8 protein-coding genes are annotated in these 11,900 nt (G+C 63.3%); 7 read left to right on the forward strand and 1 reads right to left on the reverse strand.

The features are described from left to right. Positions 1-124: 124 nt before the first annotated feature. Positions 125-1,051: a LysR family transcriptional regulator gene (locus VPH41_RS16550; protein ID WP_328570828.1), complete on the reverse strand. Its 927-nt coding sequence runs from the start codon at positions 1,049-1,051 to the stop codon at positions 125-127. A 125-nt stretch (positions 1,052-1,176) separates the two neighbouring features. On the opposite strand from VPH41_RS16550, the gene VPH41_RS16555 reads away from it, so the two are divergent. The 7 genes from VPH41_RS16555 (at position 1,177) to malF (ending at position 11,899) form a co-directional block, all read left to right on the forward strand. Further along, on the forward strand, positions 1,177-2,718 hold the full coding sequence (locus VPH41_RS16555) for an MFS transporter (RefSeq protein ID WP_328570829.1): 1,542 nt from the start codon (positions 1,177-1,179) through the stop codon (positions 2,716-2,718). Positions 2,719-2,958: 240 nt separating this feature from the next. Further along, the gene (locus VPH41_RS16560) at positions 2,959-4,176 is read left to right on the forward strand and encodes a maltoporin (RefSeq protein WP_328570830.1); all 1,218 of its coding nucleotides are present in this window, start codon (positions 2,959-2,961) and stop codon (positions 4,174-4,176) included. Between the two features lie 511 nt (positions 4,177-4,687). Next, positions 4,688-5,698: a substrate-binding domain-containing protein gene (locus VPH41_RS16565; protein ID WP_328570831.1), complete on the forward strand. Its 1,011-nt coding sequence runs from the start codon at positions 4,688-4,690 to the stop codon at positions 5,696-5,698. A 238-nt stretch (positions 5,699-5,936) separates the two neighbouring features. Then, complete coding sequence (locus VPH41_RS16570; RefSeq protein WP_328570832.1) at positions 5,937-7,577, forward strand: alpha-amylase family glycosyl hydrolase; 1,641 nt, start codon at positions 5,937-5,939, stop codon at positions 7,575-7,577. A 221-nt stretch (positions 7,578-7,798) separates the two neighbouring features. Further along, entirely contained in the window at positions 7,799-8,884 is a 1,086-nt protein-coding gene (locus VPH41_RS16575; protein ID WP_328570833.1) for an ABC transporter ATP-binding protein, read from the forward strand. A 110-nt stretch (positions 8,885-8,994) separates the two neighbouring features. Next, positions 8,995-10,215, forward strand: a complete 1,221-nt coding sequence (gene malE / locus VPH41_RS16580) for a maltose/maltodextrin ABC transporter substrate-binding protein MalE (protein ID WP_193317474.1) — start codon at positions 8,995-8,997, stop codon at positions 10,213-10,215. Between the two features lie 172 nt (positions 10,216-10,387). Beyond that, positions 10,388-11,899, forward strand: coding sequence for a maltose ABC transporter permease MalF (gene malF / locus VPH41_RS16585; protein ID WP_328570834.1), 1,512 nt, complete (start codon positions 10,388-10,390; stop codon positions 11,897-11,899). Position 11,900 lies beyond the last annotated feature (1 nt).

An 11,900-nucleotide genomic window follows, 5' to 3' on the forward strand; every position in this document is an offset into this window, starting at 1 on the left:
ATAAGCTGATGCGGCGCGGCGTAGCGTGATGCGGCGCAGCAAATATAAATCCGGCGGCGTTAGGAATAGTCTCTTTGGGGTAGGAATATTCCGCAACCAGCCACCAGTGCGGCGGCCAGCCGCTTCAGCGCACTAATGCGGGGTCGGGATGGGGCGGGGAAAAATGCAGGTGGGTACACAAATGGTCAACAAAGACGCGAATCTTGGGCGACAGGTGGCGGCTCGACGGCCACAGCACCCAGAACTTGCTTGAGTACAGCAAGTGCTCGGCCAGCACGGCCTGCAGCTCTCCCCGTCCGATGGCGTCGCGCACGATAAAGTCGGGCAGGTAAGCGAGGCCCACGCCCTGCGTGGCGGCGCCGATCAAGGCTTCGATATTGTTGCAGGTCAAGGCGGTCGGCAAGCGCAGTTCGCTGCCGCTGTCGCCCTCGGTCCGCTGCAGCGCCCATTCCTGCAATTTTCCCGTGGTGGGAAATTTATAGCGCACGCAGGCGTGCCCTTCCAGCGCGCGCGGCGTGGCCGGCACGCCGTGGCGGGCGAAATACGCGGGAGAGCCCACGATGGCAAAGGCAAACGGCCCCAGTTCGCGCGCCATCAGCCGCGAATCCGTCAAGGTGCCGCTGCGCACGGCCACGTCGACGCCTTCGGCCACCACGTCGACCAGGCGGTCGTTGAAATCGAGTTCGAGCTCGATCTCCGGGTACTGGCGCGTAAAGTCCGCCAGCAGGGGCAGGATGATGCGGTAGCCGATCACGGGCAGGCTGACCTTGAGCTTGCCGCGCGGCGCCACGGCCAAGTGCGACAGTTCCGCCTCGGCATCGCCGAGGTCGGCCAGGATGCGCTGGCAGCGCTCGTAAAACAGCGCGCCCTCATTGCTCAGGCTGATGCGCCGCGTGCTGCGGTTGAGCAAGCGCACGCCCAGCTTTTCTTCCAGCCTTGCCACACTCTTGCCCACGGCCGACGCCGACACGCCGAGCAGGCGCCCGGCCGCCACGTAGCTGCGCGTTTCCGCCGCGCGCACGAAGGCGGCAATGCCGTTCAGATTATCCATGTCACGTCGATTAGGGAATATTTGTCCGTTATGAGTGGATTTTGAGCCACTTTTTCATCCATTCCGTCCATATTATCATCGAATTCCCTCTTTCTGGAATCATTCCCATGGATACGAATCACCGTATGAAGCCTGCCTCCCCGGCCCGGCGCGCCTTCGTGCTGGCCGCTGTCTGCCTGGCCGCGCTGTGCATGCCGCTCAGTTTTACGGGCCCGGCCATCGCCATCCCCGCCATCGCCGCCGACCTGCACGGCACGCCGCTGGCGCTGGCATGGATCACGAATGCCTTCATGCTCAGCTTTGGCGGCTGCCTGATGGTGGCCGGCGCGCTGGCCGACCGCTATGGCCGCAAGCGCGTGTTCTTGCTGGGCATGGGCGTGTTTTCCGCCGCCGCGCTGGCCCTGGCGGCCGCGCCCGGCATCCTGTGGCTCGACGTGCTGCGCGCCGTCCAGGGCCTGGGCTGCGCCATGGCCCTGTCCAGCGGACTGGCAGCGCTGGCGCAGGAATTCGACGGCCCCGCCCGCGCGCGCGCCTTCAGCCTGATCGGCGCCGCCTTCGGCGTGGGACTGGCGTTCGGCCCCTTCATGGCCGGCATCTTGATTACGCATACGGGCTGGCGCGCCATTTTTGCCGCCACGGCCGCGGCCGGCCTGGCGGCCCTGCTGGGCGCCGCGCGCGCCATGCGCGAATCGCGCGATCCGCAGGCGCACGGCGTGGACTGGCCCGGCGCCCTGACGTTTACGGGCGCCCTGTCCCTGTTTACATATGGTTTGCTGCAGGCGCCGCACAGCGGCTGGGGCAGCGCCGCCAGCCTGGGGCTGCTCGGTGGCGCAGCCTTGCTGCTGGCCATCTTCATCCGCGTGGAGCGGCGCGCCGCGCGGCCCATGCTGGACTTGACCCTGTTCCGCCTGCCCGCCTTTGCCGGTGTGCAACTGCTTGCCGCCGCGCCCGCGTTTTCCTTCGTCGTGCTGCTGGTACTGCTGCCGGCCCGCTTCATCGGCGTCGAGGGGTATGGCGCCTTCGACGCGGGCCGCATGATGATCGCCCTGTCCGCGCCCATGCTGGTACTGCCCATCCTGGCAGGCATGGCGGCGCAGCGCTTTGCCGCCGCGCACATCTGCGCCAGCGGCCTGCTGCTGGCGGCGGGCGGCTTGCTGTGGCTATCCACGTACGAGCCGGGCCAGGCGCCCGCTGCTTTCATCGGGCCGCTGCTGCTGATCGGCTGCGGCATCAGCCTGCCCTGGGGCTTGATGGATGGCCTGGCCGTCAGCGTCGTGCCCGTCGAGCGGGCCGGCATGGCGGCCGGCATCTTCAATACGACACGCGTGGCGGGCGAAGGCCTGGCGCTGGCCATCGTCAGCGCCCTGCTCGGTTCGCTTACCGTCACGGCCCTGGGCGGCGCCGGCCTTGCCGGCATCGGCGCGCAACAGGCGGCGCTGGCCGGCCCCTTCCTGGCGCTGGGCGAACTGCACCAGGCAGGCGCCTTGCTGCCGCACGCCTCAGGCGCCGAGCTGGCGCAGGCGTATGGCACGGCGTTTCGCCACTTGCTGTATGTGCTGGCCAGCATCACCATCGCCTCGGCCCTGCTGATCCTGGCCTTCCTGCGTCACCCGGCCCATGCGGCAACGGACACGGCTACCCTGCCCGCCTGCAAGACGCAAAACTGAGCCGCACGATTTTTCCGCCGTCCCTTCCCCGCCATACCGGGCGGCGCCCACGCGCCGCCGCCCGCCTTTGATGTTTCTCTGCAACACCTCACCAGCTCGGAAAAATTCAGGGAACAAAACGAGTTTACTTATCAAAGCGCTTTGAACTATACTCAAAGCGCTTTGAAACATAGTTAAAGCGCTTTGGATGTGCAAAATCATGCGCGCCGATCCCACACCTATAAAAACACTGGAGACACAATGAACAAATTTTTCTTGAAAGCTTTGCCAGCGGCAGTGCTGATGGCCTTGAGCGCGTCGGCCCAGGCCGCCATGCCGATCGACTTCGGCGGCTACATCCGCTCGGGCTTCGGCACCAGCGGCGAAGGCGGCAAGGAAGCCTGTTTCGGCCTGGCCGGCGCCTCGTCCAAGTATCGTCTGGGCAATGAGTGCGAAACCTACGGCGAGCTGAAATTCGGCGGCGAAGCATTCAAGGCAGCCAACGGCACCACCTTCCGCATCAATACCCTGGTGGCGTTCTCCGTCAACCAGAACCAGGACTGGGAACAATCGGACCCGTCGTGGCGCGAAATGAACGTGGTGGCCGACAAGATCGGTTCGGGCGCTTTCGCCGACGCGCGCGCCTGGGTGGGCAAGCGCTACTACGACCGCCAGGACGTACACATCACCGATTACTACTTCTGGAATAACAGCGGCCCGGGCGCCGGTCTGGAAAACATCGACCTGGGCGCCGCCAAGCTGGCCTACGCCATCGTGCGCACGGCCGACGACGGCGACAGCAAGCGCATGGGCCTGTCCCACGACCTGCGCTTTTCCGGCATCAAAGTCAACCCGGACGGCGAACTGACCCTGGGCCTGCAATTCAACCAGAAACGCAACGCGCAAGGCGCGGCCCCCGTCGCCAGCGGCCACTTGCTGACCATCATGCATACGCAAGGCAACCTGCTGGGCGGCTTCAACAAGGTAGCCTTGCAGTTCGGCAAAGGCAGCGCCGCCAACACGGGCGGCTTCAGCCTGGGCGCCGACAAGGACGACAAGGTCACGCGCCTGACGGAACAGATCATGATCCAGCCCAAAGGCGCATGGTCGGGCATGGGCACCTTCGTCTATGAAGACAAGCAGACGGCAGGCGTCAGCAGCAAGTGGACCTCGATCGGCGCGCGTCCCGTCTACCACTTCACGGACAACTACAGCCTGGCCGTGGAACTGGGCCACGACATCGTCAAGCCGGAAGGCGGCGAGAGCCGCAACCTGACCAAGCTGACGTTTGCCCCGCAATTGTCCGCCGGCAACAGCTTCTGGTCGCGTCCCGTGCTGCGCGCCTTCTACACCTACGCCAAATGGAACAAGGCAGCCCAGTCGGCCGCCGCGGCGGAAACGGCGCTGTCGTCGACGGGCGTGTTCGGCGGCAAGACCAATGGCAGCTCGATGGGCTTCCAAGTGGAAAGCTGGTGGTAATCGCCGGCATCTAAGTAACCCTCGGGAAATTAGTGTGAATTTATGACAAACAGAACCGGATGCTATGCAAGGCGCTCACTGCGACGCAGTGCGAGCACTGCTAGCAGCGAGCAACACCGCAGAGCGCCGGTTATGGAAGTCAGAAATCACAATAATTTATTGGGGGTTACTTAAAACGTTGGCAAGCGTCCCCGGACGCTTGCCAGTGGCAGCAACACCGCCCGCTTTTTCGGGGGCAAGTAATATCCGGACCCACCATTTCGCCGCTGCACGCGATGGCCGGCAGCTACACTGTAGTGCTTCAGCAGTATCCTCTTTTAGCGCGGGCGCCCCTGGGTTTGCCCGCGTATTTTTTTGGGCGCCGCCGCCGCTGGTCACTACCCTGATCAATCCGGCATTTATCAGATAAACTACCCTTAATCGCATTGCATTGCACCGCACCGCTCCCGCCCACCGGCAGGACGCCGGCAGCGGCAAGATCCACCCAGGATAGACCCCAACTGCAGCATCCATGAACCTCAAAAATCTCGCCAAAACGCTAGGAATATCCGAAACCACCGTCAGCCGCGCCTTGAATGGCTATCCGGAAGTGAGCGAACGCACACGCGAACGGGTGCTGGCCGCCGCGCAGGCGGCCGGCTACCGCCCCAATCCCATGGCGCGCAGCCTGGCCGTGGGACGCACGAATATCGTCGGCATCATCTACCCGCTGATGCCGAACGACCTGGCCGACCCCATGTTCATCGAGATCGTGGGCGGCATGTCGGAAGCGCTGGAAGCGCAGCAGATGGACATGATGATCGCGCCCGCGTCGGCCGGCAACGAATTCCACACCTATGAACGCATGGTCAAGGGCCGCCGCATCGATGGCCTCGTTGTCGGGCGCACCAAGCCCTTCGACGAGCGCATCGCCTACCTGGCGCAGCAGGGCATGCCGTTTGTCGCCCACGGCCGCACGCAGCTGAACCAGCCGCACGCCTGGTTCGACTACGACAACGAGGCGGGCATGCGCCTGGCCGTCGAACGCCTGGCGCAGCTGGGCCACCAGCGCATCGGCCTGATCAGCGCCACGCCGGACCTGAACTTCGTGCGCCAGCGCGTCGACAGCTTCCAGCACGCCATGCAGGCGGGCGGCCTGGCCGTCGATCCGGACAACCTGGTCGACAATGCGCACGACCGCCGCGCCGGCTACCAGGCCATGCAACGCCTGCTGGCCCGCTCGCCCCGCCCCACGGCCGTCATCGTCGACAACCACATGTCGGGCGTGGGCGCCGTGCGCGCCCTGCTCGACGCGGGCATCGCCATCGGCAGCGAGATGTCGCTGATCGTCTGGGGCGTGATGGAAGATTCGCTGGCCGGCCACAACGTCACCACCGTCGTCCAGCCCGATCCGCGCGGCGCCGGCGCAAAGATGATCCGCATGCTGCTGGCCCTGATGGACGGCACGCCCGTCACGGAGCTGCAGGAATTGTGGCCGTGCGAACTGCTGCCGGGCGAATCGGCCGGACCGGTGCAGAACTAGGCGTTTCCGCCTCCCCTGCCCCACCGGCCGCCTGGCCGGCGGGGCCGCATTGCCCTCCTGAATCACTCCCATAAAAAAATCGTATGTCTGCGCGTGTATCGCTTTACTTTTCAAAGCGCTTTGAACTATACTCATTTCATACCCAAAGCGCTTTGAATTTTAAAATAAGACGTTAGCCTACCAACCAGCAACGCTGCCCTGATAGCCACGGCTACTGGCAACTTTTAAGAAATCATTCATGCCGACCATCCAGAACAATCTCGCCCACCTGCCCGCCGACTGGTGGCGCAGCGCCGTCATCTACCAGGTCTATCCACGCAGCTTCCTCGACAGCAATGGCGACGGCATCGGCGACTTGCCTGGCATTACCTCCAAGCTCGATTACATCGCCGCCCTGGGCGCCGACATCGTCTGGATCTCGCCCTTCTTTACGTCGCCGATGAAAGACTTCGGCTACGACGTGGCCGACTTCTGCGACGTCGACCCCATGTTTGGTACTTTGGCCGATTTTGACCGCCTGGTGGCGCGCGCCCATGAACTGGGCTTGAAAGTGATGATCGACCAGGTGCTGTCGCACTCGTCCGACAACCACCCATGGTTCGTGGAAAGCCGCTCCAGCCGCGACAATGCCAAGGCCGACTGGTATGTGTGGGCCGACCAGAAACCCGATGGCACGGCGCCCAACAACTGGCTGTCCGTGTTTGGCGGTTCCGCCTGGCAATGGGAACCGCGCCGCAGCCAGTACTATCTGCACGATTTCCTCGCCAGCCAGCCCGACCTGAATTTCCATAACCCGGCCGTGCAGCAGGCGCAGCTGGACAACCTGCGTTTCTGGCTGGAACGGGGCGTCGATGGCTTCCGCTTCGATTCCTGCAACTTCCCCTACCACGACCAGTTGCTGCGCGACAATCCGCCAGCCGCGCAGCGCGACGCCAGCAGCGTATCGGCCATCAATCCCTACGGCATGCAAGCGCACGTGTACGACAAGACGCAGCCGGAAAACATCGCCTACCTGCAGCGCGTGCGCGCCGTACTTGACGAATATCAAGCCATTTCCATCGGTGAAGTGGGCGACGACAATGCGCTGGCCACCATGGCCGCCTACACGACGGGCGGCGACAAGCTGCACATGGCTTACAGCTTCAACTTGCTGACGGCGGAGTTTTCGGCCGCCCACATCCGCACGCAGGTGGAAGAATTCGAAGCCAAAGTGACGGATGGCTGGGCTTCCTGGTCCGTGGGCAACCACGACAGCGTGCGCGTCATGACGCGCTGGGGCGGCGACAATCCGTCGCCGTCGCTGGCCAAGGTGGTGCTGGCCGTGCAAGCGGCGCTGAAAGGCACGCCGTGCCTGTACCAGGGCGACGAGCTGGCCCTGACGGAAGCGGACATTCCTTTCGAGGCATTGCAAGACCCGTACGGCATCCCGTTCTGGCCCCAGTTCAAGGGCCGCGACGGCTGCCGCACGCCGATGCCATGGGTGGCCGATGCGCCGCACGGCGGCTTCAGCACAGCCAAACCCTGGTTGCCCGTGCCGCCCGAGCACCTGGCGCGCGCCGTCGACGTGGAAGAGCGCGAGAGCGCTTCGCCGCTGCAGTTTGCGCAGAACATCCTCGCCTGGCGCCGCACCCTGCCGCAATTGCTGCGCGGCGACATCGTCTTCTTCGACGCGCCAGAACCCGTGCTGGCCCTGCGCCGCGACTTGCCCGGACAGCCATCCGTGCTGGCCGCCTTCAACCTGGGCACGCAAGCCGTCACGTTCGCCTGGCCTGAGGCGGCACCAGCGGCGGACCTGGCCGGGCACGGTTTGCCGGGCAGCAAGAATGGCCAACAGATCAGCCTGCCCCCGCATGGCGGCTGGTTCGGCACCCTGGCGTAAATCGTCGGCTTTGGCGGCCATGCCGCCAATTACAATAACGAGCCCCGCGCATCAGCGGGGCCGAACAACAGAGTATCGGTGCTCGGCAAAATCGTAGCGAGCGGATGAAAGTTGTGGCTGAGAAGCGCGGCTGTGCGAAAGCACAGTGAGCATCGCCAGCCGCAAGTTCGACGCGCAGTAGATTTGGCCAGGCACATTCAGTGAGAATGAGGACGACAGACATGGCTGGACTGAAGTTAACAGGCCTGAAAAAGGCGTATGGCGACGTGCAAACCCTGCACGGCATCGACCTGGAGATTGCCGACGGCGAATTCATGGTCTTCGTGGGGCCATCGGGTTGCGGCAAATCGACCTTGCTGCGCAGCATCTGCGGCCTGGAAGAGATCAGCGGCGGCGATTTATTCATCGGCAAGACCCGCATGAACGACGTGCCGCCCGCCAAGCGCGGCATCGCCATGGTATTCCAGAGCTACGCCCTGTATCCGCACATGAGTGTGGCGCAAAACATGGCCTTCGGCCTGAAACTGGCCGGCATGAGCAAGGTGCAGATCGCCGACGCCGTGCAGCGCGCCGCGCAGATCCTGCGCATTGAACCCTTGCTCGAACGCAAACCCAAGGATTTGTCGGGCGGCCAGCGCCAGCGCGTGGCCATCGGCCGCGCCATCGTGCGCAAACCCGACGTCTTCCTGTTCGACGAACCGCTGTCCAACCTGGACGCCTCGCTGCGCGTGCAGATGCGCATCGAACTGGCGAATCTGCACCGCGAATTGCGCTCGACCATGATTTACGTCACGCATGACCAGGTCGAAGCGATGACCCTGGCCGACCGCATCGTCGTGCTCAACGCGGGCCGCATCGAGCAGGTGGGCGCGCCTCTGGAGCTGTACCACCATCCCGCCAACCTGTTCGTGGCCGGCTTCCTCGGTTCGCCCCGCATGAACTTCCTCAAAGGCAAGATCCACGGCTACGCGGACGGCGTGGCCACCATCGCCACCAATGCGGGCGGCCTGCTGCAGGCAGCGCTGACGCAGCCGCTGGCCAACGGCACCCCCGTCACCATCGGCGCGCGCCCCGAGCACGTGCAAGCGTGCGCGCCCGGCGCCGCGGCCGCCATCACGGCTACCGTGCAAGCGGTGGAAAAACTGGGCGACATCAGCTATCTGTATGTGCAGGTGCCAGGCGGCGACGAGCCGCTGGTCGTGCGCGCCGATGCCGATACGGACTGGGCCATTGGCCAATCCGTGGCGCTGCAGGTGGCGCCCGCCCGCGTCCACGTGTTCGACGAGCACGGCCAGACCCGTACCTGAACTACCCCCTTTAGGGGCCAGGCGCTACAGGCGCCGCCTGGCCTGGTTGCATCGTTTCAGCCTTGATATTCAACATAAACTTAGCATAAAAAAAGACACTGGAGATTGACATGTCCTTCACTAACCCGAAACGCAACTTCATCAAAACCACGCTGATCGCCGCCGCCCTGGCCGGCATCGGCAACCTGGCCGCCGTCAGCATGGCGAACGCGGCCGAAGCAGGCACCCTCTTGATCTGGATCAATGGCGACAAGGGCTACAAGGGCTTGGCCAAGGTCGGCGAGGAATTCACCAAGAAGACGGGCGTCAAGGTCGTCGTCGAGCATCCGGAAGATGCGCCGAACAAATTCCAGCAGGCGGCCGCCGCCGGCAAGGGCCCGGACATCTGGATCTGGCCGCATGACCGCATCGGCACCTGGATCGATGCCGGCTTGCTGCAACCATTAACGCCAAGTAAGGAAGCGCGCGCCGCCATCCTGCCGCTGGCATGGAACGCCTTCACCGTGAGCGGCAAGACCTGGGGCTATCCGATCTCGATCGAAGCCGTCGCCCTCGTCTACAACAAGGACCTGGTGCCGACCCCGCCCAAGACCTTCGAGGAAATCGCCGCGCTGGACAAGAAACTGTCTGGCCAGGGCAAGAAAGCCATCCTGTGGGATTACACGAATACTTATTTCACGTGGCCGCTGCTGGGCGCGGGCGGCGGTTTCCCGTTTGAAGTCAAGGCCGACGGCCGCTACGATGCAGCGAAAACGGGCGTGAACAATGCCGGTTCGCAAGCAGGCGTGAATGCGCTGATGACCCTGATCAACAGCGGCGCCATGCCGAAGGGCGCGGGCTATGCCGAGATGGAAGCGGGCTTCAACCAGGGCAAGATCGCCATGATGATCAACGGCCCATGGTCGTGGGACAATGCGCGCAAATCGAAGATCAATTTCGGCGTGGCAACGATTCCTACCGTGGCAGGCAAGACGGCCACGCCATTCGTGGGCGTGCTGGGCGCCATGATTTCCAAGGCCAGCCCGAACAAGGACCTGGCGACGGAATTCCTGGAAAACCAGATGCTGCAGATCAACGGCCTGAAAACCATCAACGCCGACGTCCCGCTGGGCACGCCGGCAAACAAGGTGCTGTTCGCGGAATTGAAAGCCAACCCGAACATCCAGGCCACGATGGAAAGCGCGCAAGCGGGCCGCCCGATGCCCAACAATCCGGAAATGGGCCGCTTCTGGTCGTCGATGCAATCGGCGCTGGAAAACATCACGCAAGGCCGCCAGACCACCAAGGATGGCCTCGATGCGGCGGCGAAGCGGATTACGACGGCGAATTGATAAACGCTGGTTAGGCGAAATTTAATTTTCGACCATCAGCAGAAATCCGGGGTCAGACCCGCCGGGGGAACGCATCCCAATGGGATGTGTTCCAATTCCGAAGGAACTGACCCCAGCTCTCCATTGCGTACAAGTTCAACGCAAACAGCATCCATCTTCACAGGTATCCATCGTGCGCAAGTTTATCGGCCCTACGGTATTGACCATCAGCATGGCGCTGGGTCTGTATCTGCTCTTCATGTTGTACATTTCCGGCCAGACCATGCTGGCTGCCGTCTTCCTCGGCTTGCTGACCCTGACGACGTTTGTCTTCACGTCGCCGCGCGCCTATGCCTACCGTTATCTGTTTCCCGGCATCACGGCGGTCATCGTCTTCGTGCTGCTGCCGATGGTGTACACGGTGTCGATCGGCTTTACCAATTTCAGCTCGCGCAACCTGCTCACCTACGAGCGGGCCACGCAATACCTGCTGGATGAAACGCAGCGCGTGGAAAGCGCCGGCTATGCCATGACCGTGCATGCCGACAACAAGGAATACCGCTTGCGCCTGGAAAGCCCGGACACGGGCGAAGTGCTGCTGACGCAGCCGCTGGCCCTCAAGCGCGCCGTGCCCTTGACCGTGGAGGTGGCACCCATCGATCCCGTGCAGGCGCCCGTGCTGGCCCCGCCGCTGCCCATCAAGGACATCATCGGCCTGCAAAAGGATTTGAAGCTGCTCACCCTGGTCACGCCGAACAAGATCGAGCTGCGCATGGTGGGCTTGCGCGAATTCGGGCCCGTCGCGCACGTCTACAAGCAGTTGCCCGACAAAACACTGAAGAAGATCGCCACGGGCGAACTCGTGACACCGAACTTCAAGACGGGCTTTTATGAAATGCCGGACGGCACGAAACTGGAGCCGGGCTTCAAGGTCAATGTAGGTTTCGCCAACTTCGTGAAGATTTTCTCCGATGAAGCGTTCCGCGGCCCGTTCCTGCGCATTTTCGTCTGGACCATCGTTTTCGCCCTGATCAGCGTGGCCACGACGACGGGCCTGGGCATGGTGCTGGCCGTGCTGCTGAACTGGGATGCGCTGCGCTTCCGCGGCCTGTACCGCACCCTGCTGTTCCTGCCGTATGCCGTGCCGGGTTTTATCTCCATCCTGGTCTTCAAAGGCTTGTTTAACAATAACTTTGGCGAAATCAACCTGGTGCTCGACGCCCTGTTCGGCATCAAGCCTGCCTGGTTCTCGGACACCACCCTGGCCAAGGCCATGATTTTGATCGTCAACACCTGGCTGGGCTATCCCTACATGATGGTGGTGTGCATGGGCTTGATCAAGGCGATTCCGTCCGACCTGTACGAAGCGTCGGCCCTGGCCGGTGCGGGACCGCTGACGAATTTCTTCAAGATCACCCTGCCCCTGATCATCAAGCCGCTCACGCCGCTGATGGTGGCCAGCCTGGGCTTCAATTTCAATAATTTCGTGCTGATCAGCTTGCTGACGGGCGGGCGTCCCGATTTCCTCGACACGACCTTACCGGCCGGCACGACGGACTTGCTCGTGTCCTACACCTACCGCATCGCGTTCGAGGATTCCGGCCAGAACTTTGGCCTGGCTGCCGCCATCTCGACCCTGATCTTCTTCCTCGTGGCCGCGATTTCGCTGGTCAACATGCGCCTGACGCGCATGAACAAAGCATAAA

The organism is Janthinobacterium sp. P210006 (assembly GCF_036231885.1).
GTDB lineage: Bacteria > Pseudomonadota > Gammaproteobacteria > Burkholderiales > Burkholderiaceae_D > Janthinobacterium > Janthinobacterium violaceinigrum.